At 66.1% G+C, this 26604-nt stretch carries 7 protein-coding genes and 2 rRNA genes; 6 read left to right on the top strand and 3 right to left on the bottom strand.

Features of this window, described 5'->3' with window-relative positions; translation table 11 throughout:
• The 3 genes from VYL96_RS10590 to VYL96_RS10580 are packed head-to-tail and all read right to left on the bottom strand — an operon-like array spanning window position 1 to window position 14052.
• On the bottom strand, window positions 1–6498 hold the full coding sequence (locus tag VYL96_RS10590) for a DEAD/DEAH box helicase (RefSeq protein ID WP_131886437.1): 6498 nt from the start codon (window positions 6496–6498) through the stop codon (window positions 1–3).
• Window positions 6495–11108, bottom strand: a complete 4614-nt coding sequence (locus VYL96_RS10585) for an Eco57I restriction-modification methylase domain-containing protein (protein WP_131886436.1) — start codon at window positions 11106–11108, stop codon at window positions 6495–6497. Before VYL96_RS10585 ends, VYL96_RS10590 begins: the two co-directional genes overlap by 4 nt.
• Before the next feature lies 1 nt (window position 11109).
• Window positions 11110–14052 (bottom strand): DEAD/DEAH box helicase, encoded by a 2943-nt coding sequence (locus VYL96_RS10580; RefSeq protein ID WP_131886435.1) that lies wholly within the window; start codon window positions 14050–14052, stop codon window positions 11110–11112.
• Between the two features lie 887 nt (window positions 14053–14939).
• Here VYL96_RS10580 and VYL96_RS10575 point away from each other — a divergent pair.
• The 6 genes from VYL96_RS10575 (at window position 14940) to VYL96_RS10550 (ending at window position 26540) form a co-directional block, all read left to right on the top strand.
• Window positions 14940–16373, top strand: a complete 1434-nt coding sequence (locus VYL96_RS10575) for a DUF3375 domain-containing protein (protein ID WP_131886434.1) — start codon at window positions 14940–14942, stop codon at window positions 16371–16373.
• Window positions 16370–17068, top strand: coding sequence for a DUF4194 domain-containing protein (locus tag VYL96_RS10570; RefSeq protein ID WP_131886433.1), 699 nt, complete (start codon window positions 16370–16372; stop codon window positions 17066–17068). The genes VYL96_RS10575 and VYL96_RS10570 overlap by 4 nt, the downstream gene beginning before the upstream one ends.
• The gene (locus tag VYL96_RS10565; RefSeq protein ID WP_131886432.1) at window positions 17068–20472 is read left to right on the top strand and encodes an ATP-binding protein; all 3405 of its coding nucleotides are present in this window, start codon (window positions 17068–17070) and stop codon (window positions 20470–20472) included. The genes VYL96_RS10570 and VYL96_RS10565 overlap by 1 nt, the downstream gene beginning before the upstream one ends.
• A gap of 10 nt (window positions 20473–20482) precedes the next feature.
• A complete protein-coding gene (locus VYL96_RS10560) occupies window positions 20483–21034 on the top strand; it encodes a hypothetical protein (protein ID WP_131886431.1) in 552 nt (183 codons plus the stop codon).
• A 530-nt stretch (window positions 21035–21564) separates the two neighbouring features.
• Window positions 21565–23084: ribosomal RNA gene (locus tag VYL96_RS10555) — 16S ribosomal RNA — on the top strand.
• Between the two features lie 355 nt (window positions 23085–23439).
• A 23S ribosomal RNA gene (locus VYL96_RS10550) occupies window positions 23440–26540 on the top strand.
• Together the 16S and 23S rRNA genes form the textbook arrangement of a ribosomal RNA operon.
• Window positions 26541–26604: the final 64 nt, after the last annotated feature.

Below are 26604 nucleotides of genomic sequence, written 5' to 3'. Positions count from 1 at the left end.
TCAAGCCCTCTCTTCGCTGCGTTGTGCCAGCGCGTCCCTGACCGCCGCGGCCGCGGCCTGGGGGTCCCCGTTCTCGATTCCGGCGTCGATCACGGTCCAACCCGCCTCGGCGATCGGCCGGACCTTATCCGACGACTGCGACACGAACACCGCGATCCGCGCGTCCGGCCAGGAGACGTTGGCGATCACGCCTTGGACCTCCTCGCCGTAGTCGGGCAACGGCACGTCCAGCTCGGCCAGCGCCCGGATCAGCGCGCTCTCGACCTCGGCGTCGGGGTCGTCGGGGTCGATCTCTTCGGCGAGCCCGCGCCACGGTTCGGGCAACTCGTCGACACCCGGATCCTCCGAGCCGTCGGCGTCGCCCGCAGTGGGGGCCCCGGCACCCGGATCGGCCACCGACACCCCGCCGGCCGCCGACTCCGCACTTTCCGTCTCGACAGCCCCGGCCCCCTCCGACTCCGCGATCATCGCCTTCAGCTCGGCCTCGATGTCCTCGGCCCGTGCCACGCCGCGCCGCGTCCCGATCGCCGTGTTCTGTCCGCGCAGCGAGAGTAGGTTGGCCACGCGCAGCCACCACTGCCAGTCCTCGCGGTATCCGTCGCTCGCCACGGCACGGTCGGAGTCGTCGATCACCAGCTCGGCGTTCAGTGACGACGGCTGGCGCGGATGCCCGTGCACCACGAGCTGCGCGAACCGCCGGGCGTGCTCGGACCGCGCCTTGACGCGGTCGCCGGTGGCGAACCAGTACGCGGCACTCGCGTGGCCGACGTTCCGCCACACGTCGGGCGTGGGATCGGTGAGGATGCGCGCGAGCACGCTCACGGGGTCCTTGGCGGCGTCGTTGAGGCGCCCCGGGGAGATCCCCAGCGGCGCCGCGAAGGCTTTGACGAAGTTCTGGTGTTCCCACGTCGCCGGCGGCCCGGCCGAGTCGTGTTCCTCGAGGTCGGCGTATGTGATGGCCCAGGGGATCCAGCCCAGGTCGCGAAGCGCGGAGCGCTTGCTGGCGTCGTCGTCGACCCGGTTGTGCACGGGGCTGGCGTGGTAGGTGTAGCCGTCGGTGTAGACGGCGAACCTCATCTGGTGCGGGTCGTCGGCCTCGAGTACGTAGTCGGGCGTCGTCCCGGCCTCGTGGATGTGGTTCTGGGCCCGGAGCATCCAGGTCAGTCGAGAGCCGGGCATGCGGATCCGCAGGGCGGTGTACTTGCCGTCGGGAACGGTGGTGATGGTGCCGCCCGCGGCCTCGAGGGATGTCCGCAGTGCGTGCCGGAAGCGCACCTCCAGCGCGGAGTCGCCCTCGGTGTCGATCGTCTGGGTGGTGACCACCGTCCAGTCGTCGCGTGTCGGTTCGGCGTCGTCGTCTTTGTCCGCCCCGTGTAGGAGAGCGAGCAGCGCGCTCTCCGCGGCGGCGCGGGAGGTGCGGTCGGCCTCACCGCCACTGGCGTGGGCCAGCAGGCAGCGCGGGCAGGCAAGCCGGTTCTCATCGGCGCAGGAGCAGTCGCGCACGGCGAGGTAGGCGGTGTGGAGCAGGTCCCACACGCGTTCGGGCGTGGTGAAGTCCGCCAGGTAACCGGTGCCGCCGGGCACGGTGTCGTGGAGCAGGAGAGCGGGGGAGGGCTTGCCCACCTGGGGGACGGTGACGGTGGCCACGTCGAGGTGGCTGGGGTCGCCGCCCAGGACCCGCCGGAAGCCGAGCCGCAGCGCAGCGGTGAGGCTGGGCAACACCATGGTGTCGTACGTGGACACCGCGGGTGGGAGGTAGAGCAACACACCTTCGGTGGACAGGGCTCGGCCCAGGGAGACGTGGACGCTGGGTTCCTCGGACGCGGTGGTGTGGGGGCACCAGGGGCGGTGGTCGCGGCGGCTGTTGGCGCCGGCCTCGGAGTCGAGGTGCCCGCAGTAACCGCACACCCGGAACTGGGGCGCAGACGGTTGGGTGCCGCCGATGAGCCGGGTGCTCCCGGCACCGGTGCCGAGGTTAATCCACCGGATGTCGGCGCGTCGCAGGTAGCGGGCGCCGAACCCGTTGTTGTCCACGAACCAGGCGGGGGCGGCGTCGGGGGGGTCCCAGGCGAGGGTGCGGGCCACGGAGTAACGACGACGACGACGTTCGTCATGCCGTTCGTCGACGGTGGCCGAGTCGCGCATGACCTGCGCGGACACCGTACGCAGGGGCACCACGTCGAGCACCTGGTCGGTGTCGGCGAACCCGGCGGCCCCGCACGCGGGGCAGGAGCCGGGGCCGGTGCCGGCGACCTCGGTGCGGGCGTAGCTGCAGGCGGGGCAGACCCGCCAGCGTTCCACGGCGTCGCCGTCGGCCCCCATGGCCACGGCCGAGATCTCGATGCGCATCCGATCGGCGTAGAAGGAGTTCCCGGGGGCGAGTTCGGTCAGGGCCGAGGAGATCGATCGGGTGAACGTCGCCGAGGTCGCGTCGAACTCCATGGTGTCGGGGTCGTACGTGGTGATGGATGCCTGCAGGTCCACGGTGTCGTCGAGGAGCTGGTATCCGGGCAGCAGCCCGTAGCGTTCGAGTGCGCCGATCCAGTACTCGTCGCGCTGGGCGGTCTTCTGGGCCACGGTGGCCTTGCGGGAGGCCTGGGCCGCGCGCAGGTCGTCTTTCTCCTGATCGGTGGCGCCGGGGCTCTCGGCGCGTTCGCGGAGGCCGTCCAATACCGCGTCCAACGCGTCGAGCCGGGAGGACAGCTCGGCGTAGTCGGTCCGCCAGCGGTCGCCGGCGAGTTTGAGGCTCGAGTCCAGCGTGACCGGGGCCGGGTCACCGTCGGCGGTGATGCCCGTGGCCCACTCCCGCAGGTCGCGGGCGGCGGCCTCGCCCACGTGCGAGCCGAGGCTGGCCAGGAACCGGTCAAGCATCGCCGGGGCCCGCTCCGGCAATTCCTTGCGCAGGAGGGCAAGGAACGAGCCGGGGTGCGAGGAGAACACAGCCCGGGCCCGCGTGTCGGTGGGGTGGATCCCCTCCAGCACCAGGCTGTCGATCGCGTGGGCGATGAACTGCCTGCGCAGGATCTCCGCGGCCGAGAGGAACGCCGCCGGGGGCTGGACGCTCCCGTTGATGAATGAGAGCGGGTCATGGACTACTGGCAGAGCGGCACCGCGGCCCTGGACCAGGGCCACTACGAGTGAGTTGCCGGTGAGGCGTCCCGCGCGGCCCACGCGCTGCACGTAGCTGGCCACGGAACCGGGCAGCGAGGAAAGCATCACCGAGGACAGGTCACCGATGTCGATGCCCATCTCCAGGGTGGGGGTGGCCACCAGCACGTTGGGGGCGCCGGGGGCGTCGGAAGCAGACTTGAACTGGGTCTCGATCAGCGCCCGCTCGGCGGGCTGCAGCAGGCCGGTGTGTTCGCGCGCGACCACCGAGCGGCTGTCGCGGGAGTGGTAGAGGCGCCGGTAGTAATTGCGGGTGTCGATCTGCTCCACCCTCAGATGCCCGGAGCAGTCCACGGTGAGGCACGGGGCGCCCTCCACCACGTCGCGGACCGGGGCGGCCGCGGGGGTGGCGTTGTGGCACACGTCGCATCGCAGCTCGGCGGGCTCGGCCTCGGTGGTCACGAGGATGCTCGCCGGATCGAGCGCGTAGATGGTGGCACCGGATTCGGTGGTCACCGCCTCGAGGTGCGCGTCGGCGGCGAGGTTCTCCATGAGGGTGGCCACCAGCTTCTGCGCGGTGTCGGGCGTGACGCCCAGGTGGCGGGCGGTCCATCGGGCGTACCAGGAGCGGTTGCTGGCCACCGCATCCGTGCCGTCGCGGTAGCGGTCCTTGGCCAGGGTGGATCCCACGCGCGGGAAGGTGGGCCAGCCACCCACCGGGAAGCCGGGCACCCCGCGGGCGCGGGCGCGGCGGTTGGTGAGGTGGAAGGTGTTGCCGTCGGTGCTCAGATACGTGGCGAGCCACGGGTGGTTGATGCCGCCGCGCTGGCGGATGCGCTCCACGATGATCCGCGCCCACGCCTCCAGGTCGGTGTCCCACGGCTCGGCCTCGGTGAGGGTGGACTGCACGGCGAGGGAATCCCAGACCCGGCGCGCGGTGACGAGCAGAGTGGCGGAGGGGATGTTCACGCTGGGGACGGCGGTCCCCGTCAGGGCTAGCGTGCGGCCGACGGTCGAGCGGAGCCCGAACTCCAGGCACAGGTCGAACAGCACCCTCTCCCGCACCCGCCGCGAGGCGCTCCGGCGCTGCGCGACCGTGGCGGACGAGTCCCAGAACGCGGTGAAGGTGGCTCGCTCCACGATCGACGGGTGCAGCAAGTGGTAGCGCTCGACCGGGCTCTCGGCGCCGGACACCACGTCGCGGGCCAGGTCGTCGAGGAACGCCTCGCCACCGTCGAGGGCGGTGGTGATGGCGGTGCGTAACGCGAAGGCGTGGGAGCGGGCCTGGACGAATCCCGCGCGATGGGAGGCGTCCTGGACCGAGTCGCTGAACACCAGGGTGCGCTTGTCGGCCGGATCCAGGCCGCGGAGGCCGAAGAGGTTGGACAGGGCCACCGAGAGCAGGGTGGCCACCGCCGAGCCGATGAAGCGGATGGAGTCGCGGGTGCCGCAGGCCGGGCAGGTCCGGCGCTCGGAGTTCTCCTTGGCCGCCAGTCCCGTGTGGAGCAGCACGGGGACAATGCGATCGTCCTGTTCCGAGGCGTCGTGGGCGTCGGCACCGTGCAAGGTGGCCTGGGTGGGGTCGAGCCACATGAGCGAGGTGCCCGAGTCGCGGGAGACCCGCACCTGGGACAGGGGCAGCTCGGCGTCGTGTGCGGCGCTGACCTCCTGGTCCGCGGCGATGAGGGCGCGGTTGGCCGAGGGATCGTTCACCGACTGGCGCCTGATCGCCGCGGGTTCGAAGACCGGCTTCTCGGTTCCGGATTCGAAGGCGGTCATCCAGCCGGCCCGGCCGCAGTGACGGCAGTAGATGGCGGGGAGGTAGTCGCGATCACCGAACCCGTGGTCCTCGCGCGAGGCCGCGGCGGCGAGATCCGGCCCGTCGTCGTGCCAGTGGAAGGCGACACGGGACTGGACGGCGCGGTCGAGGCGCGACAGCTCGCGGACCCACAGATGGGCCTCGATGCTGGGCAGCCGGCGACCGGCGTTCGGGTCTGCGGCGGTGATCTCCGCCCGGACGTGACTCATCGCCCCCAGAACGTGGACGAGGAACGCCTCGGCCTCCGCCGGGCTGCGCCCGTGATCGGCCGGCAACACTGCGGCGGTCAGATCGGTGATGCTCACCGCGCGGGAGGAGTGGGCTAGGATGCGGGCGGTGAGTTCGTGACGGCGAAGCGCCTCCACTGCATCGCCCAGCTCCGCGTCGGGAGTGAGACCCCAGACGCGGGTCGCGACCTCTGAGTAGGTGGCCTCCGCCGGGGCGTCGCCCGACTCGATCCGATCCCGAATTGCCTGGTCGAGCTCGGCCATCACCGCGCGCGAGACAGCGGTTTCCACCGGGATACGCCCTTCGGCGTCCAGCCCGGTCCATTGGTCCACGGTGAGGCGGGACTCGATGAGGACGGATTCCGAGGGGAAGTCCTCGCCGAACACGGTGGCGGCGAACGTCCGGACGGCGGTGGCGTCGCCGTCGTCGCCGAGGGTGGCCGAGGTGGCCACGGGGGTGATCCGACCTAATGGCCGGGCGCGGTCGGCCTCCGTGCGGGGGACGGGGGAGGTGGTGGCAGCGTCGAGGTGGGCTCCCACCACCAAGCCGAGCCGACGCAGCAGCAGCGCCACGTCGGTGCCCTGTGCGCCGTCGTAAGTGTGGAACTCGTCCAGCACCACGTACTGCAGTCCGGCGGCAGAGATGCGCCAGATGTCGGCGTCCTCGGCACGGAGTAGAAGCTGGTCGAGCATCTTGTAATTGGTGAGCAGCAGGTCCGGCGGGTCTTCGCGCATGGTGGCGCGGTCGGTGATGAGCCCGGCCTCGCTCACGGTGGTGCGCCCCGATCCGGAGGCCTCACCCGTGTACAGGCCCGCGGTGATCCCGGAGAGTGCCGGTTCGGTGGTCAGCAGCCGGGTGAGACGCTCGGCCTGGTCGGTGGCCAGGGCATTCATCGGGTACAGCAGCAGAGCTTTAACCCCCCGGACGCCCTGGGCGCGGGCGCGGCGGGCGTGATCAAGCACCGGGTAGAGGAAGGACTCGGTCTTACCGGAGCCGGTGCCGGTCACCACCAGGGTGGGGTCGGGACGCCGCCACGGCTCGGCCGAGTCTGGCGCGGGCTTGCTCGACAGGCGGGCGAAGACCTGCGCCTGGTGGACGTACGGGCGGAACGGGAAGTTGGTTGGCGTCCAGTCCAGATTGTCGATGGCACCGTCTGCGGCGGGAGTGAACGGCATGCGAGTGCGCACATACGGGCCGTGGAACATGCCCGTGCTGGCGCTGGACACGAAGTCCGTGAGCGCGGAGAGCGTTGCCTTGTCCGACAGAGCGAACGTAGTGGAGAGAAACTCGCCGATTCCATCCTTGAGCTGCTCGGCGGCCTGCAGTGGGAGGAGCGCGCTCACCGGAGCGTCCCTTCGGCCAGCTCACGCTCGAACCGCTCGTAGGCGGCCCGCATGTCGGTCTCGCGGTCGAGGGTCCGGAAGGGGTACTCGAACACGTAGGTCGCACCGGACTGGGGGTGCGTCCAGGTCCGCTCGTCTACGCTCAGCTCCTGCCCGGGCCTGAGCTTGCGTTCAAGTTGAATGATTTCGTTTCGAACTTTGCGCCCGTTTGAATCGAACAGGATGCGCGACTCGTTTCTTGCAAGTTTCGAGAAATGGCTCCTGAATAGATTGCACAGGTCATCAATTCCTACGCCGAGGGAAATTGCGACGAGAACGTCAACTGAAATTTCAGCTTTTCGCCTCTCTTCGGCTGCTCGAAGCGGTATTTCCTTGCTCCACTTGGTGCCAGTGCATTCCTCCCAAAGAGGAGCATACGCTTCTGTCAAGCAGTTCAGTCGAAGGAAGTGGCTGGCCGCCAGCTCTAATGCCTCGCTTTCGATATTGAAGTGCATCCTCCCGATCACTTCGTTATAAATGTTCAGTATGCCGAGTGATCTTAATTGAAAATCAACCAGCAGGCTGGAAGCTGCCGTGGCGATGAGTACATCTCTCTTGGTGTCTAGGGTTGTTGCAGAGTGCATCCCATTTATGTGCCCGGCTAAGGGGGGTATGAGTGCAATGAAAAGGGTGCGGGCACTATCATTTGCTGCCATTGTCCGCCATGCGAGCCGGAATCGATCCCTGATATCCTCTGCGGCAGTTCCGTTCTTGCCCTTCGGGAACGAATTATTGTATGACAGTAAATTGGATGTTGGTCGGTATGAGACGCCGGGGATGAAGTGATCGCCGATAGCTTCCAGGTCAACCTCGAGCATTCGCTCGCGACCGTTTGGTCCTAATACAGGATACTTTGAGAGAGGGTTGGAGTTCGATATGTGTCGGCCAAGAAGAATTACGTCTTTCCAGGTGGCCGGGATGTGATATTCGGTTTCGAAGAAGCCCTTCTTCTTATCTATCGACTCATCCCAGCATCTCGACGCGTAAAGTCGGAAATTGTCGATTGATTCAAACGATGAAACTGCCGACAATAAGCGATTCTCTAGATTCGATGTGGTGTAGACCATTCGCGAGTCTAGAATTGGGGTGGCGCTCTCTTCGAGAAGTTTGTGCCAAACCTCAATATTTTCAGTCCGGATGGTGGAAATGCGATCCCGATGAGGTCGGAGGGCTTCGGTTGACGCTTCTGGGCCATGGCCGGGAAGGGGGCCTGTGCCATCGTGACTTATGGAATCAATAACCGTCTTTGGGTGAACTAAGTTTGACGCGTTTAGGAATGTTGGCTCACTAAGCTTGGAACCGTAGATATGAATTCCGTAAGTTCGAGACTTTCCAATATCGAATAGTTGGAGATCGTTATTGAACTTCCAATGACGACGCAATCGGAGGTAAGATGCTCGTCTTAGTGGAACGGCATCCTTTTCTGTTAGATGAGATTCGGGGTGGATGAGGGTGACGATTCCGGCGTCGCCGGCCGAGCGCCATGCTCGCTGAATGAACGCCCGATAGAGATCCGGCTGTTGACCAGTGAGCAGCGGATACTGTGTGGTGTCGTTGAGGTACTTGGACGTTACAACTGTTTCTGCAATTCCTGTAGTAAACGTGTCCACAGCCCCGGACCGGGTCACCGTAAGTTCGCGACGCTCAGCCTTGGCGGCTTGAGTTGGCTTGTGAGCGAGAATCCACCAGGGATCGGACTCGCCCCAGAGCGCATCTTCGTCAGTGCGGGGCCGCACCCAGGGCGGGTTACCCACTTGGAGGTCGAAGCCGTCGGCGGCGAACACGGTGGCGAAGTCCAATTCCCAGTGGAAGAAGCCCTGGTCGCGAGTAACCTGCTCACAGACTGATAGCCACAGATGGTTCGCCAGGACGGTTTCGACCGGCTTCTCTCCCGCGAAGACTCGGTCGAAGTCCTCGGCTTGGTCGATCTGCTCCCAGGTGAGATTTGCACCCAGAACTATCTGCCCCTCCCCGGGGGCCCGGCGTCCGCGGCCCTTCGGGGTGTCCGAGTAAGCGCGCCCGAGGAGAGCTTCCAGACCGCCGATCCACTGTTCTAGAGTCGGTGGTTCGACCTTTTCTCCCGCGACGGTCACGTTGGCCTGGGTGAGCGGCCAGAACCACAGCGCGCACCACGCGTCCATCGCCAGCCGGAGGCGGCGGAATGCGCTATCGCGATCAGCGAACGACCTCTCGATCTCCGCCCGAGGGACCGGGTTGATTGGAGCGGTGAGCTCGGCTCCGTAGACATCGATCTCCCGCCGCACCTGGTCCTCGGCGATACGCATTCTCACGAGCGACAGTTGCCACAGCTTCTCCGCGCGCTCGGCAAGGTCCGTCAGCCGCTGCACCTGGGTCTTGGTGGGCTTGGCGGTGATCTGCTTACGCCACGCCTTGAGCTCCTTCTGCGCTTCTCCAACGTACGGCGCGAGGTCCTTGGCATCTGCGGCGGCGCCCCAGCCGGCGGCGGGCAGGAGGAAGTGGTGGATGCGTCCGCGGACGGCCGGATCGAACCCGGACTCGTCGTCGACTGCCGCCGCGAGGGCACCCAGCGGGGCATCCTGGGGTTCGGCGGTGAGCCACTGCTTCTTCTCCACCTGGGTGGGGGAGTAGGTGGCCCGCCGGGCGCCGATCAGCGAGTTGCCGCGGCGCAGGTGAAGGCCGAACCACGGGGCCTTGAGCCCCGGGGTCATGGTGTCCAGCCACAGGGCGATCTCGGCAAGCTCTACGGCCGTGGCATTGAGGTCCACCCCATATACGCGGTGCAGGGCCAGGTAGGCCTTGACCTTCTGCAATTCGGCGGTCCGCTGCTCCGGATCGATCTCCGTGCCCAGCTCTCGTTGACGGCGCTTCAGATAGAGCTCGGCCAGCTGGCGGACGGCCTCCACGGCGAACGCGCCCGAGCCCATCGCCGGCTCGCAGATGGACAGCGTGAGGATGTCCTCAGCGCGATCGATCCGGCCCGTGGCATCGAGTTCCTCGATGGCCTGGCCCACCACGAACTCGCTGAGCACCTGCGGTGTGTAGAACGAGGCTGACCGCTCCCGGTCGCGCGAGGACTGGCGGAACACGAACGACCCGCGCGGGTGCCGCACCCACTCGTCCTCGCCCGTCACCGGGTTACGACGAACCACCCGGTCGGAGGCCGAGACCTCCAGCGAGTCGTCGTGGTTCACCACCCACGAGCCCTTCGAGTCGTCGCCCCCGCGGGCGACCTCCCACAGGTCCTCGGTGGCGATGAAGCCTGTGTAGGACATCAGGCCCTCGTACACCTGCCCCAGCTCGGTCACCCCGAGCGTGGCGTAGGAGATGAACCCGCGGTCCTTGCCCGGCTGCTCGGGGGTGAGCAGGAGGTTGCCCAACACCCGGTACAGGGCCATGTTGGACAGCTGCACCTCGTCGATGAACGCGGTCGCCACCGGCGAGAACAGATCCGCCGAGAGCTCGTTGAACTCCAGCCCCGGCGCCACGCCCGGTTCGTCCACGGGATGGTGGCCGCCGTCGACCAGCCGGAACAGGAGCGCCAGCGAGTCGTAGAGGTAGGTGCCCTGTTCCTCGCGCGGGGTGGCCGGCGGGGTGAGGATCTGGTCCCGCAGCCGGGTGAGCCCGTAGCCGTCGTCGTACTCCGTCGATCCCACCGGGAGGATCCGTAGCTCCGGCGACGCCTCGGCGAACAGCAGGAACAGGATCCGATACAGGTACCGCAACGACTGACGAGCCAACACCTGCCCGTCCACGTCCTCCACGGACAGCCCCCGCGCCCGGCGGCGGTCCAGGACGTCGTTGGCGATGATCTCGATCGACTCCCGCACCGCCCCGCGCAGTGACTCGGAGACCTTGACCGAGTGCTGGCGCGAATCCTCCAGCGTCTCGGTCCACCAGACCGTTCCGTCGGGGCGACGCTCGAGTGACTCGCGGCAGACCGCCGCCGCCACGCGCTCGATCTCGCCGCCCGATCTGGTGTCGCCGCGCTCGAGGGCAAGCAGCAGGTCCACCGCGAGGAACCGGCCCAGCGGCCACGACTCCCGCTCGGCCAGCAGGAACCACCGGCCCGCCAGCGCCGCCACGAACGCCGGCGGCGCGTCGGAGACGAACAGCTCGCCCACGGCCTTGCCCACGGCCGCCTCCACCGGCTTGCCGTCGGCCGACACTTCGCCGAGCACGGGCGCCGACCGCAGGTCCTCCACCGTGTCCACCGGGGCGGCCTCCAGCAGCACCACGCCGTCGCCGGCCCACGCCTGCGCGTGCCACGTGGTCTCCCCGCGCATCCACGAATGGTCGCCGGGTGTGCCGTACCCCAACGCCCGGCGCAGTTCGGCCCGGTCCTCCTCGGACGCGGGCAGGGCCTCCTCGCCCTCGTCACCGGCGGAGAGTTGCGAGAGCGACACCAGCAGCGACTGCCGCGCCGAGGTCAGGCGCTTGAGCGGGGCCACCGCCCCGTCGCCGGCGTCCTGCTTCCAGCCCTTGACCAGTGCCCGCACCCGGGCCAGGTAGGACTGCTTGGTCTCGTCGGTGGTGAGGTAGTGCTCGCTGATCCACTCGTCGACGTTGACGATCGCGCTGTCGGCGGCCATGTCAGCTGTTCTCCTGCGAGGTGGTCGGGGCGGACGTGTCCGCGATGGGATGGTCGAGGGGGACGACGACGAGGAGGGGCCGCACCAGCCGCTGCTCCGGCCGGAGTTGCTCGGCGAGCTCGGCCTCCTCCTTCACCCGCCGGGACAGGGTGGTCAGGCGGGCACTGCTGATCAGCTCATCGGCCTGGTTCTCCCACTCGTGGGAGCGTTCGCGCCAAGCGGTGATGCGGCGGTCGGCCTCGGCGCCGGCCTGAGCGAAGACGGCCTCCAGCGAGCCCGTGGTGGACTTGACCGCCCGGGGGATCAGGGTGGAGAGCTCCGCGGCGTCGGCCACAGGGCCGGGGTTGGTGGCGCCGACGGCGAGGCCGATCTCCGTCAACCAGGCGTACGGGTCCTCGATGGGCTCCGCGGCGGCCAGCTCGGGGGCGGGGAACTCCACGGCGGAGAACGCCCGGGTCACCACCTGACCGCGGCGGTTCATCAGCGTGCCGATCACCAGGACGGTGGGGCAGTCCACGCGGCCGCGGACCGCGGGTACCTCCTGGCGCGCCATCGACGCCAGTGCCCGGTCCGCAGCCCAATCCGAGACCGGGTGCAGCGGACCGAGGAAGTGGGCGATCGGCCACGTGGTCTCCGAGGCGCCCTCGCGGGCCTCCGCCAGCGATTGCTTGCCGCGGTTCACCGACGTGGCCAGGATCAGCTCCTTCCGGACCCGGCGTGCGCGGACGTAGTCCTCCGGCAGTAGGTCAAGCCGTCGGGCCAGGTCATCGGTCGGTTCGAGCTGGGCGGTGTCGTTGGCGTTGCGACGCCATGCCACGCCCCCGCGGGCCCTGGGGAACTGCGGTTCGTTGTGGAACGCCTCGGTGAGCGCGTCCTCGAGGTAGTCCACCTCCGACTCGTACACGCTGTAGCGGCGCGCCTGCGTCGCCGCCGAAGCGCCGGACTCGTCAGTGCTGCTCATCGAGATCTGTTCGAGGAAGGCGTCGATGTCGTCGAAGTCCAGCTCGTCGTCGTCATCCACCTCCCCGGCCGCGGCGAGGACATCCTCGGGGCGACGCACGGCGTCCTCGAAGTCCTTCTTGCCCGCCAGCACCTCGCGGATGGTGTCCTCCTCGCGGGCTTCCGAATGCGCGCCCATGAGTGAGGCCACGTCGCCGAGCTGCGAATGGGCCTCGTACTCGCGCTCCATGAGCCGGGTGAGGACCTGCAGGTCGCCGGGCGCGGCGTCCTCGGGCGGATCCAACAGCAGCGTGGTGATGACCGGGGGCGTGCGCTGCCCGTAGCGGTCCACACGGCCGTTGCGCTGTTGGATGCGGATGAGCGACCACGGGATGTCGTAGTGCACCAGGTGATGGCACTGGGTGTGCAGGTTGACGCCCTCCGAGGCCACGTCGCCCGTCACCAGGACGCGCAGGGGGCTCGACGCGCGCTTGAAGCCGTCCACCAGGTCCATCTGCTCCTGGTCGGACAGCCCGCCGTGCATCACCGCGACCGCGTCCGACTTGAGCTTGAGGTCCTTGGCCAGGTTCTCCGCCAGCCAGTGCAGGGTCCGCACACGCTCGGAGAAGATGACCACCCGCTGCTCGCTGCGCGGGGAGATACCGATCTCGCGGAGGTAGGACAGCAGTCGCTGGTATTTGGCGCTGGAGGCCGGTGTGACCTGCTCGGCCAGCTCCTGCAGGCGGTCCAGGGCGGCGAGCTCGACGGGGTCGGACGCGTTCTTACGGCGGTTTGTCACCGACTCGATCAGCGCGGCGGGGGAGGAGAGGTAGGCCTTGGCCAGGGTCCACGGGAACAGGCGGTTGTCGCCCGACGGAGGCTGGACGCCGGGGCGGGTCCACGTGTCGCGGAGCTCGCGGGCGAGCGCGGTCTCCTGCGGTGAGGCCGGCACGAGGATGTTGTTCGGCTCGGCGCGCACGGCCCATTTCGAGCCCACCTCGTCGTCGACCTCCGGGCTGTGGCGGTGTCGGCGGATGATGAGCGGCTGCAGGTCGCGGGGGTTGATGGTGCCGTCCGGGCCGACCGCCGTGGGGTCGAGCAGACGGATGAGTTCCGCGAAGCTCTCCGCGCGACCGTTGTGCGGAGTAGCAGAGGCGAGGATGAGCGCCTCCGTGGTGGGGGCGAGGAGGCGGGCGAGCTCGTTGTTCTGAGTGGCCGAGTTGGTCGCGTTGTGGACCTCGTCGATCACCACCGCGTCCCACCGCACCCGCTCCAGCTGTGCGCGGTACTTGGCGGACTTGAGCGTGTCGATCGAGACGATCACGCGGGGGAAGAACGTGAAAGGGTTGCGCGTGGCCGGCAGCGTGCGGCGCACCTTCTGAATGCCCATCGAATCCAAGCGGACCAGCGGAATGGCGAACCGGGTCCACAGCTCCTGCTGCATCTGCTCCAGCACGTGCCGCGGGGTGACCACCAGGATGCGCTCGCCGCGGCCGCGGCGGATGAGTTCCGCGAGGATCATGCCGATCTCGAGTGTCTTACCCAGGCCCACCGCGTCAGCGATGAGCAGGCGCGGGCGGAGCGTCTGGTTGGACAGCGCCTTGCGGACCGCGCTGAGCTGGTAATCGAGGTGATCCGCCAGCATCTGAGTGGAGACCACCAGGGACTCGTCGTACAACGGCACCGGGGTGCGGCGCAGCGTGGACTCGAGCCACAGGCGCGAGCGGCGGTAACCGGGGGAGGGGTCCGCCACGACGGTCGACTTGCTGGGATCCAGCGGCGTCACGTCGTCCAGGTCGGTGTAGAAGGTCGCCGTGGTGTCGCGAACGTAGGGGCTCACTCCGCGGACCTTGAGCAGGTAGGCGTCGCCCTCCGCACCGGGGGTGCTGGCCGCACGCTCTACGGCTGTGACGAGCCACTCCTCGTCGCGAACCACCACTGTGACGCCCGGGGCAAAGGGGACCTGGCCTGTGGGAGTGGGTTGGGAGACGGCAATACTGCTCACAGGTGGGCGTCCTTCGTAGTGCACTCGGTTAAGGAACCTCTGAGGTTAGCGATGCTCACCGCGTCGCGCACGCGAACATGGACATGTGTCAGGCTGCGCACGTTCCGAGGAGTGTATTGACTGAACTTAGGGTTCAAGAAGGCGGAAGGCGTGCTGAAGGGCGACCCTCGTGGACAGAGAATGTCAGCCCCAGAGCTGAATCGGCAGCGGGGCCCGTTGTGGCGTGAGGAAGGTGGGTCGGCGCCATGGACCGCAACTGCCGGGGGCCGACTCCTACCGAATTGACTCGATCCGAACGAACCCGTGCAGGTCCTTAAGTTCATTCTCGAGTGATTCACGATCGTTGGAATTGATGATCATGGATCCGAACGTAAATACGCAAAGGAACTTCAACTTACTCCCAACGTCTAACAAGCTGTACAGCAGCCAACGGAGGAATGGGACAGGCGCAGACCTTGGGGCGTTCCCCAGTCTCGACAGAGTTGTCTTTGGGTCCTGAGCTGCGAGCGATAATACGGGTCTCCGTGGTGATCGGTCAGGATTCGTGTCAGTTCAATGGAGCCTGGCAGACAAGTGGGCGGCCTTAGCCGAGGGGCGGCTGTGGACTGCGAGCAAGGCCTTATGCGACCCCTGGGATCGAGGCTCGCCGGCATCCGTTGAGACGGTCGGCCAACCCTCGGGTAAGCATGAGGCGACGCCCGGTGGCTCACCATGACGGGATATCGACCCGAATGGTGACGGGAGACGAGACTTCCCCGGTCGGCTGAGCGGATTACGCGCCCCCACTCCCTCGCCCCGCCGCGGCCTCATCACCCCCCACTCCTAGACTGTCCCCCCGGCGCACGAGCCGCCGTCACCGACATTCCATCCACCGCGAGGAGTCCCACGTGGAGTACGCGCAGATCGAGGCGCTGCGCGAGCGGCATCCCGCCTGGCGGATGCTGCGCGCCACGCACGCGCCGCTGCTGCTCACGGTGTTGGGCCGGTTCTTCGTGGAGGAGGGCCGCGGGGCCAGCCCGGAGGGGCAGCTCGTGGCGGCGCTGGACGACCAGCTGTACGCGATCAACTCCCAGGATCCGCAGAACCCGCGCTTCGTGCGCACGGCCGCGGAGTACCTCGCCGACTGGGCCGCGCCCGAGTCGGGCTTCCTGCGTCGCTTCTACCCGCTGGGCGCCGACGAGATCCACTACGACGCCACCCCGGCCCTGGAGAAGGCCTACGCCTGGGTGCAGGGGCTGGCCGAGCAGTCGTTCGTGGGTACCGAGTCGCGCCTTCAGACCGCGGTGGACCTGCTGCGTCAAATCGCGCAGGGCACTGAGTCCGACCCCGCCAAGCGTCTGGATCAGCTTGAGCGCCGTAAGCAGGACATCGAGCAGGAGATCGACCAGCTCCGCCAGGACCCGCAGTCCGGCCTGCTGGACCGTACTGCGGTCCGCGAGCGCTACCAGCAGTTCGCCACCACCGCCCGCGAGCTGCTGGCCGACTTCCGTCAGGTGGAGGAGAACTTCCGCGCCCTGGACCGCTCGGCGCGCGAACGCATCGCCACGTGGCAGGGCAGCAAGGGCGAGCTGCTGGCCGAACTCGTGCACGGCCGCAGCATGATCGACTCCTCCGACCAGGGCCGCAGCTTCCAGGCGTTCTACGACCTGCTGCTGTCCACCTCGGGCCAGGAGGAGCTGTCGATGCTCCTGGATCGCATGACCGGCATCGAGGAGATCGGCGCCGACCGCCGCCTGCGCACCGTCCACCACAGCTGGGCCGAGGCCGCCGAGCGCACCCAGAACACCGTCCGCAGCATCTCCGAGCAGCTGCGCCGCTTCACCGACGACCAGGTGTGGCTGGAGAATCGCCGCGTGCTGGACCTGGTGCGCCAGATCGAGACCACCGCCCTACACGTTCGTGACGGGGAGCTGCCGGGCTTCGGCCTGGAGCTGGAGGAGACCAGCATCGACGTCGCCCTGCCCACGGATCGCCCGCTGTTCACCGTGCGGCCGGCCTCGGAGGTCAACAGCGACCTGGAGCCGGTCGAGGCCGAGGAGGTGGACACCTCCGTCCTGGCCAACCAGGTCGTGGTGGATCCCGCGCGCCTGGCCACCCGCATCCGCGCGCTGATCCCGGTGCACGGCACCGCGCGGCTGGAGGACATCATCTCCCTGTACCCGCTCCAGCACGGCGCGGCGGAGATCGTCGGCTACCTGGCGTTGGACGAGGACGATCTCGAGGTGACCACCCACGAGCATGAGGAGACCGTGATCGAGTACCACGAGGCAGGCAGGCCCATGCGCGCGACGATGCCGCGGGTGGAGGTCACCCGCCGATGACCGCCTCCGGATCCAGCACCTCCGACCATGCCGTCGGGGACCGTGTCACCACCGGCCGTGTCACCCCCGAGCGCGCCGTGGCGGTCAGCGCCATCCGCCTCATGCAGGGTGTCGTGTACCAGGAGTCCGACGCCTGGGACGACCTGGTGCGTCACCAGGGCGCCGTCCGTGACCACTTCGCCGTCGTGGGACTCGAGGTTGTTGTCGACGACGACGAGGGCTACGCCTACCTGCGGACCGCTGACACCCCGGAGGGCGAGAACGCTCTTCCCCGCGTCATCCGGCGACGAACGCTGACGTACGCCGACAGTCTCTTGCTGGTTCTCCTTCGGAAGCGCCTGGCCGAGTTCGAGTCGGCCGGTGATCCCGGGCAACTGGTACTCACCCACGACGAGATCGTGGAGATGATCCAGCTCTTCCTTCACCGCAGCACCGACGAGGCGCGCGAGCAGCACCAGATCGACGCCTCCATCAACCGGCTCGTGGGCATGGGTTTCCTGCGCCAGCTTAAGGACCGCAAGGGGGAGTGGGAGGTGCGCCGCATCCTCAAGGCCTACGTGGACGCCGAGACGCTCTCGGACTTCTCGGCCAAGCTCGCCGAGTACGCCGACGCGGGCGCCGCGGACGAGAGCACCGCCGGCGCCGACGCGGCCGAGACCCATGACAGCGCCCACCACGCGAGCGAGGACATCTGATGACCAGCGGCCTGTTCTCCTCGGTGGAACTCGGCAGCGGCGAGCGCCCCGGCTTCCGCCTGGCCCGCCTGGAGGTGCTCAACTGGGGCACCTTCGACTCCCGGGTATGGAACCTCGAGCCGGCGGGGGAGACCCTGCTGCTCACCGGCGACATCGGCAGCGGCAAGTCCACCCTGGTGGACGCGGTGAGCACGCTCATGCTGCCCTCGCACCGGATCGACTACAACAAGGCCGCCGGCGCCTCCCGCAAGGAGCGCACTCTGCGCTCGTACGTGGAGGGCCACCACAAGACCGAGCGCAACGAGGCCACCGGCAGCGTCCGCTCGGTGGGCCTGCGCGACGGGCACTCGTACTCGGTGATCCTCGGCGTCTTTCGCAACGAGGGGTACGGCGAGGAGGTCACCCTCGCGCAGGTCTTCCAGCAGCAGGAGGCCACCGGCCAACCGTGGCGGCGCTTCATCACCGCCGACCGGGCGCTGTCCATCGACCCGGACTTCACCGGCTTCGGCTCCGACCTCGGCGCCCTCATCACCCGCCTGCGCGAGGGCGGCGCCGTGGTGGACAAGGACTTCCCGACCTACGGCCGCGCCATGCGCCGCCTGCTGGGCATCCGCTCCGAGCAGGCCATGGAGCTGTTCCACCAGACCATCTCCATGAAGTCCGTCGGCGACCTCAACGAGTTCGTCCGCACCCACATGCTCGAACCCGTGGACGCCTCCGCCCGCATCGAGGGCATCCTGCGCCACTTCGAGGACCTCACCCGCGCCCACGACGCGGTGACCCGCGCCCGCACCCAGCTCGCTGCCCTCGAGCCGCTGGTCGAGCAGATCCACACCTACGATTCCGCCCTCGCCCGCCGCGAGCGGCTTCGCGAGGAACGCCTGGCGATCCGGCCCTACTTCGCCGAACTGCGCCTCGCGCTGCGCCAGGCCGAGATCGACACCCTCACCACCGAGGTGGCCTCCGCCAACACCGAGGTCGTGCGCCTGCGGGAGAAGGCCAGGGAACTGGCCACCGAGCGCGAGGCCCTGGTCACCGCGCGCGCCGAATCCGGAGGAAACCGCATAGGCGACCTCGAGCGCGACGCCACCGCCGCGCGCGAGCAGCTGGACGAGCGTCGTCGTCGTCGGGATCGTTTCACCGACGCGGTGACCCGCGCCGGCCTGGACCCCGTCACCGACGAGGCGGCCTTCGCCCGGCTGCCCGAGGCGATCGCCGCACGTGAGGCGGAGCTGGACTCCCACGGCGTCGACCTGGCCACCCGCTACAACGCGCTGGTCATGGAACACGGCGAGCGCAAACGGCAGCTGCGCGAGGTGCAGGAGGAGCTGACCGGCCTGACCGGGCGGACCAGCAACCTGCCCACCGAACAGCTGCAGGTGCGCGCGCAGCTGTGCGACGAGCTCGGCCTGGACGCCTCCGAGCTGCCCTACGCCGGCGAGCTGATGGACATCGCCGCCGAGCACGCCCAGTGGCGCGGCACCGCGGAACGCGTCCTGCGCGGATTCGCCCTGTCCCTGCTCGTGCCGCAGGAGCACTACGCCGCCGTGGCCGACTGGGTGGACTCGCGCCGTCTCACCTCCCGCCGCGCCGACGGCCGCGAAGTGGGCGTGCGGCTGGTCTACGAGCGGGTCCCCGAGAAGCACGTCCCGCTGCAGCGGCCCCAGACCGACGGGCTGCTGCTCGCCGACACCGTGGAGATCGCCGACTCGCCGCTGCGCGGGTACCTCGCCAAGGAGCTCTACGCCCGCGCCGACCACCTGTGTGCGCAGACCATGGAGGAGTTCCGCCGCGCCGACCGCGCCGTGACCGTGCAGGGGCAGGTCCGCTCCCGCAACCGGCACGTCAAGGACGACCGCAGCTCCACCACCGACGCGCGGAACTGGGTGCTGGGCTGGCGCAACGAGGACAAGGTCGACGCCCTGCGCGCGCGGTGCAGCCGTCTCGAGGCCGAGGTCGGCGAGCTGGCCACCCGCCTCGACGCCGCCACCGCCGAGCAGAACGACGCCGGCCAGGCCCGCACCGCCCTGGTGCGGTTGGCCGAGTACCCGTCCTGGCGCGACCTGGACTGGGCCGAGGCCCAGCAGCGCGCCGACTCCGCCGAGGCCGAGCGGCAGCGGCTGGTCCGCGGCAGCGACGAGCTGTCCGAGATCGACCAGCGGATCGCCGACCTCGACGCCCGCGCCGCCACCGTGGCCGACGATGAGCGGGAGCTGTCCGACCACCGCAGCCGCTGGCAGAGCAGCATCGACCACGAGCAGCGCCAGATGCTCCGGGACCAGCGGGTGATCGACGAGCTGGACGAGGCCCTGCTCGAGTCGGCGCGCGAGGTGTACCCGCGGCTGCGCGAGCGGCTCGGCTATGGCGAGGACCCGGGGGCCGAGCTGGCCCAGACCGCCGACGAGGCGCACTCCGCCGAGGTGGCCCTGTCGGATGCGATCGATGCGGACGTCGAGCGCGCCCAACGCGAACTCAACGGCCTCACCACGCGGATCCACCAGGCCATGGCCGAGATCCGTCGCACCTGGCCGGAGCAGACCAAGGAGATGGACGCGGCCGTGGCCGCCCGCGCCGAGTACGTGCGGTTCCACGCCCGACTGGCCGACGACGACCTCCCGCGGTTCGTCGACGAGTTCGAGAGCCAGCTGCGCAAGAACACCATCCGCGAGCTCGCCGGCTTCCACAACTGGCTGCTGCGTCAGGCCGACGACATCGGGCAGAAGATCGAGAAGACCAACGAGGCGCTGGGCGCGATCGACTTCAACCCGGGCCGGTTCGTGCGCCTGGACTGTGAGAACACGGTCAACCAGGAGGTGCGCCAGTTCCGCGCCGACCTACGCGGCGTCACCGACGACGCCTTCGGCGGCGACGGGCAGTACTCCGAGAGCCGGTACGAGCAGGTGCGCGCCATCCTCGAGCGGCTCCGCGGCCGCGAGGGCCACAGTGAGTCGGACCGCGCGTGGCGCTTGCGGGTCACCGATGTGCGCAACTGGTTCACCTTCTCCGCCTCCGAACGCGACCGCGAGACGGACCGGGAGTTCGAGCACTACCGCGACTCCGACGGCAAGCCAGGCGGGCAGAAGGAGAAGCTGGCCTACACCATCCTCGCCGCCTCGCTGGCCTACCAGTTCGGCCTGGAATGGGGAGCGGCCAAGGCGCGCGACTTCCGGTTCGCGGTGATCGACGAGGCGTTCGGCCGCGGCTCGGACGCCTCCACCCGCTACGCGCTGGAGCTGTTCGCCAAGCTCGGCATCCAGCTGCTCATCGTGACCCCGCTCCAGAAGGTGCACGTGATCGCGCCCTACGTGCGGACGATCGGCTACGTGGACAACGTGGAGGGCCGCTACTCGCGGCTCGTGCAGATGACGACCGAGGAGTACCAGAAGCAGAACGGGCTGGGCTGAGGGGCGGCCCGTGAGGGCCGATCTCAGTCAGTTCGTCGCGCGCTATCTGGCCGTCGGCGGCAGTAGGTTGGCTTTCATGGCCCCACGTCAGAGCGACTCGGCAGTCCAGAGGGATGCCGAGATCGCGATCGTCGACGCCCTGGCGACCAAGCTCAAAGTGGCGCTGGTCCGTGGGGGATCGCTGACGCTCAGCGGGGGAGTGCGCATCCACCTCGACGCTCGGAGCGAAGACGGGAAGTTCGCGGTGGAGGCGTACGCGCGACAGGGAAGGCTCAAGGGCGGCCAGCTCAAGAAGATCGCCCAGGACGTTCTGAAGCTCGCGCTACTTCGGAGCGAACCGGACTACAGCGACGTTCGGCCGATCATCGTGTTCGCGAGCGAGGAAGCGCGGTCGTCGATCACCGGCTGGGTCAAGCATGCCGCCAGCGCCTTCGGCGTCGAGCTTCACGTGGTCGACATCGATCCGGGTCTACGCCACGCCATACTCGCGACCCAGCGTCGGCAGAGGATGGTCAACGTCGACCTGACGGCCGTGGCAGACGACCTCACCATTGACGAATGAGACGGGTCGCCCACCGCCCGAATGATCATGGCCGATTCCACGGACTTTCCCTGTCGCGGAGAATCCACGAGCCGAAGGCGCGTCAGGGCGTAGCTGAAGGCCCACGCGCCGAAACTATCGCTGACCTGGACAAACGGCCGCGATTTGGCTTTGCAGACAGGCCCGTGTAACTTTATCGGAGCCGCCAGGGAGCGGGGCCGGAACGAGAAGGACCGGCTCGGCGAGTTGGGGGCGGGCCAGAGTGGGAAGTGGTTCACCCGGTTTGACTGGGGTGGGCGAGTGGCTTACTCTGTAGAAGTTGCCTCGAAAGGGGCAGCGAGCCCCGCGAGTCGGTGACTGTGAGGTCGTCGGTGAGCGGTGTGTGGGTGTTGTTTGAGAACTCAACAGTGTGTTTTGTTTGTGATAGTGCCAAATTTTTTGTTTGGTTGCGACCCTTTCACATCCCTGTCGTGGGGGTCGCGTTTTTGTGGAACAGCCAGTTTTGGTTGTTCTGTTGCTTGGATTGTGCTTTTCTAAAGTGCTGAGAAGCTTTTATGGAGAGTTTGATCCTGGCTCAGGACGAACGCTGGCGGCGTGCTTAACACATGCAAGTCGAACGGTAAGGCCCTTCGGGGTACACGAGTGGCGAACGGGTGAGTAACACGTGGGTAATCTGCCCTGCACTTCGGGATAAGCCTGGGAAACTGGGTCTAATACCGGATATTCAGCTTTCACCGCATGGTGGGGGTTGGAAAGTTTTTCGGTGCAGGATGAGCCCGCGGCCTATCAGCTTGTTGGTGGGGTAATGGCCTACCAAGGCGACGACGGGTAGCCGGCCTGAGAGGGTGATCGGCCACACTGGGACTGAGACACGGCCCAGACTCCTACGGGAGGCAGCAGTGGGGAATATTGCACAATGGGCGAAAGCCTGATGCAGCGACGCCGCGTGGGGGATGACGGTCTTCGGATTGTAAACCCCTTTCAGTAGGGACGAAGCGCAAGTGACGGTACCTGCAGAAGAAGCACCGGCCAACTACGTGCCAGCAGCCGCGGTAATACGTAGGGTGCGAGCGTTGTCCGGAATTACTGGGCGTAAAGAGCTCGTAGGCGGTTTGTCGCGTCGTCCGTGAAAACTCGGAGCTTAACTCCGAGCTTGCGGGCGATACGGGCAGACTTGAGTACTACAGGGGAGACTGGAATTCCTGGTGTAGCGGTGAAATGCGCAGATATCAGGAGGAACACCGGTGGCGAAGGCGGGTCTCTGGGTAGTAACTGACGCTGAGGAGCGAAAGCATGGGTAGCGAACAGGATTAGATACCCTGGTAGTCCATGCCGTAAACGGTGGGCGCTAGGTGTGGGGTCCTTCCACGGATTCCGTGCCGTAGCTAACGCATTAAGCGCCCCGCCTGGGGAGTACGGCCGCAAGGCTAAAACTCAAAGGAATTGACGGGGGCCCGCACAAGCGGCGGAGCATGTGGATTAATTCGATGCAACGCGAAGAACCTTACCTAGGCTTGACATATACAGGACGACGGCAGAGATGTCGTTTCCCTTGTGGCTTGTATACAGGTGGTGCATGGTTGTCGTCAGCTCGTGTCGTGAGATGTTGGGTTAAGTCCCGCAACGAGCGCAACCCCTGTCTCATGTTGCCAGCACGTTATGGTGGGGACTCGTGAGAGACTGCCGGGGTCAACTCGGAGGAAGGTGGGGATGACGTCAAATCATCATGCCCCTTATGTCTAGGGCTTCACACATGCTACAATGGCTAGTACAGAGGGCTGCGATACCGTGAGGTGGAGCGAATCCCTTAAAGCTGGTCTCAGTTCGGATTGGGGTCTGCAACTCGACCCCATGAAGTCGGAGTCGCTAGTAATCGCAGATCAGCAACGCTGCGGTGAATACGTTCCCGGGCCTTGTACACACCGCCCGTCACGTCATGAAAGTCGGTAACACCCGAAGCCGGTGGCCTAACCCCCTTGTGGGGAGGGAGCCGTCGAAGGTGGGATCGGCGATTGGGACGAAGTCGTAACAAGGTAGCCGTACCGGAAGGTGCGGCTGGATCACCTCCTTTCTAAGGAGCACTCACCACACTGTTGGTGTGGTCAGAGTCTGGTGCCGGCCTGCGGTCCCGAATGTGGATCGGGCTGGCCGCTCATTGGGTGGAACACTATCGCGCAGGATCTCGCCTGGATCCGATCCGGTGAGCTCAGGGCTCACTCGGTGTCGGGGAGCGAGGGTCCGGGACGAAACACACTGTTGGGTGTCTGAAACAACACCGTCTGACCCGCAGAGCGGGTTGGGTTGTTTCTGGTGGCACTGATTCCCGATACATCCTGTTGCGCCCTACGGGGCCGGGGTGTGGGTGGGGTTGGTGTGTGTTGTTTGAGAACTGCACAGTGGACGCGAGCATCTTTAATTGTTTGTGAATGTAAGTGTGTAAGAGCACACGGTGGATGCCTTGGCACCAAGAGCCGATGAAGGACGTAGTAGGCTGCGATAAGCCTCGGGGAGCTGCCAAACGAGCTGTGATCCGAGGGTGTCCGAATGGGGGAACCCAGCACGCGTGATGGCGTGTTACCCGCATCTGAATACATAGGGTGTGTGGAGGGAACGCGGGGAAGTGAAACATCTCAGTACCCGCAGGAAGAGAAAACAATAGTGATTCCGTCAGTAGCGGCGAGCGAACGCGGAGGAGGCTAAACCGCATGCGTGTGATACCCGGCAGGGGTTGCGTGTGTGGTGTTGTGGGGCGCGATGTCCTTGGTTCTGCCGGACCGGGCGCTGATTGACCGTGGGTTAGGGGAACGACTTGGAAGGGTCGGCCGGAGAGGGTGAGAGTCCCGTACCTGAAAACTGCGCGGCGGGGCGATTTGTGTACCCAAGTAGCAGCGGGCCCGTGAAATCTGCTGTGAATCTGCCGGGACCACCCGGTAAGCCTGAATACTCCTTGGTGACCGATAGCGGATTAGTACCGTGAGGGAATGGTGAAAAGTACCCCGGGAGGGGAGTGAAATAGTACCTGAAACCGTGTGCTTACAATCCGTCAGAGGCTTTTAGGGCTGATGGCGTGCCTTTTGAAGAATGAGCCTGCGAGTTAGTGGTATGTCGCGAGGTTAACCCGTGTGGGGTAGCCGTAGCGAAAGCGAGTCCGAATAGGGCGATGTTAGTGGCATGCTCTAGACCCGAAGCGGAGTGATCTACCCATGGCCAGTGTGAAGCGACGGTAAGACGTCGTGGAGGCGCGAACCCACTTAGGTTGAAAACTGAGGGGATGAGTTGTGGGTAGGGGTGAAAGGCCAATCAAACTCCGTGATAGCTGGTTCTCCCCGAAATGCATTTAGGTGCAGCGTCCCATGTTTCACCTCGGAGGTAGAGCTACTGGATGGCCGATGGGCCCTACAAGGTTACTGACGTCAGCCAAACTCCGAATGCCGAGGTGTGAGAGTGCGGCAGTGAGACTGTGGGGGATAAGCTTCATAGTCGAGAGGGAAACAGCCCAGATCGCCGGCTAAGGCCCCTAAGCGTGTACTAAGTGGAAAAGGATGTGGGATCGCTGAGACAGCCAGGAGGTTGGCTTAGAAGCAGCCATCCTTGAAAGAGTGCGTAATAGCTCACTGGTCAAGTGGTCCTGCGCCGACAATGTAGCGGGGCTCAAGTACACCGCCGAAGCCGCGGCACTCACACGTATATCCTCCTCCGGGCAGGTGTGTGGGTGGGTAGGGGAGCGTCGTGTGGCCATAGAAGCGCCGGAGTGATCCAGGTGTGGAGGCCACACGAGTGAGAATGCAGGCATGAGTAGCGAATGACGAGTGGGAAACTCGTCCGCCGGATGACCAAGGGTTCCTGGGTCAAGCTAATCTGCCCAGGGTGAGTCGGGACCTAAGGCGAGGCCGACAGGCGTAGTCGATGGACAACGGGTTGATATTCCCGTACCCGTGTATGCGCGCCCATGGTGAATCAGTGATACTAACCGCCCAGAACCACCGAGACGGTCTTCGGACCGCGTGGTGGGGATGCGCGGGACCTGATCTGGTAGTAGCCAAGCGATGGGGTGACGCAGGAAGGTAGCTGGGCCAGTCAGTGGTTGTACTGGTGTAAGAGTGTAGGCCGTGACAACAGGCAAATCCGTGTCACACATAAGGCTGAGACTTGATGCGTACCCGTTGTGGGGAATTCAGTGATCCTATGCTGCCGAGAAAAGCCTCTAGTGAGTTCATACACGGCCCGTACCCCAAACCAACACAGGTGGTCAGGTAGAGAATACCGAGGCGATCGAGAGAACTGTGGTTAAGGAACTCGGCAAAATGCCCCCGTAACTTCGGGAGAAGGGGGACCACGCCCGGTGAACACCCTTTGCGGTGGGAGCTGGGGGTGGTCGCAGAGACCAGAGAGAAGCGACTGTTTACTAAAAACACAGGTCCGTGCGAAGACGTAAGTCGATGTATACGGACTGACGCCTGCCCGGTGCTGGAAGGTTAAGAGGACCGGTTAGCCGCAAGGCGAAGCTGAGAATTTAAGCCCCAGTAAACGGCGGTGGTAACTATAACCATCCTAAGGTAGCGAAATTCCTTGTCGGGTAAGTTCCGACCTGCACGAATGGCGTAACGACTTCTCTGCTGTCTCGACCACAGACTCGGCGAAATTGCATTACGAGTAAAGATGCTCGTTACGCGCGGCAGGACGAAAAGACCCCGGGACCTTTACTATAGCTTGGTATTGGCGTTCGATTCGGTTTGTGTAGGATAGGTGGGAGACTGTGAAGCATGCACGCCAGTGTGTGTGGAGTCGTTGTTGAAATACCACTCTGATCGTATTGGACGTCTAACCTCGGCCCATGATCTGGGTTAGGGACAGTGCCTGGTGGGTAGTTTAACTGGGGCGGTTGCCTCCCAAAGAGTAACGGAGGCGCCCAAAGGTTCCCTCAGCCTGGATGGCAATCAGGTGTTGAGTGCAAGTGCACAAGGGAGCTTGACTGTGAGACTGACACGTCGAGCAGGGACGAAAGTCGGGACTAGTGATCCGGCACCGGCATGTGGAAGCGGTGTCGCTCAACGGATAAAAGGTACCCCGGGGATAACAGGCTGATCTTCCCCAAGAGTCCATATCGACGGGATGGTTTGGCACCTCGATGTCGGCTCGTCGCATCCTGGGGCTGGAGTAGGTCCCAAGGGTTGGGCTGTTCGCCCATTAAAGCGGCACGCGAGCTGGGTTTAGAACGTCGTGAGACAGTTCGGTCTCTATCCGCCGCGCGCGTAAGAAACTTGCGGAAGGCTGTCCCTAGTACGAGAGGACCGGGACGGACGAACCTCTGGTGTGCCAGTTGTTCCACCAGGAGCATCGCTGGTTAGCTACGTTCGGAAGGGATAACCGCTGAAAGCATCTAAGCGGGAAGCCTGTTCCAAGATGAGGTTTCTCACCACCTTCGCGTGGTTAAGGCCCCCCACAGACCATGGGGTTGATAGGCCGGAACTGGAAGCGCAGCAATGCGTGCAGGTGACCGGTACTAATCGGCCGAGGACTTACACACAAACAAGTCAACGAAGAATCGCAACGCGTCCACTGTGCAGTATCTGAAACAACACACCCACACC

This window comes from Dietzia maris (assembly GCF_036287335.1).
Taxonomy (GTDB): Bacteria; Actinomycetota; Actinomycetes; order Mycobacteriales; family Mycobacteriaceae; genus Dietzia; species Dietzia cinnamea.
Note: the sequence above shows the minus strand (reverse complement) of the source record. Positions and strands in the feature narration are given on the sequence as shown.

What these genes read in the sequence shown, in the direction of transcription:
- VYL96_RS10585 (WP_131886436.1), bottom strand. Translation starts at nt 11,108, where the DNA reads ATGGCCGCCGACAGCGCGATCGTCAACGTCGACGAGTGGATCAGCGAG.
- VYL96_RS10570 (WP_131886433.1), top strand. Translation starts at nt 16,370, where the DNA reads ATGACCGCCTCCGGATCCAGCACCTCCGACCATGCCGTCGGGGACCGT.
- VYL96_RS10565 (WP_131886432.1), top strand. Translation starts at nt 17,068, where the DNA reads ATGACCAGCGGCCTGTTCTCCTCGGTGGAACTCGGCAGCGGCGAGCGC.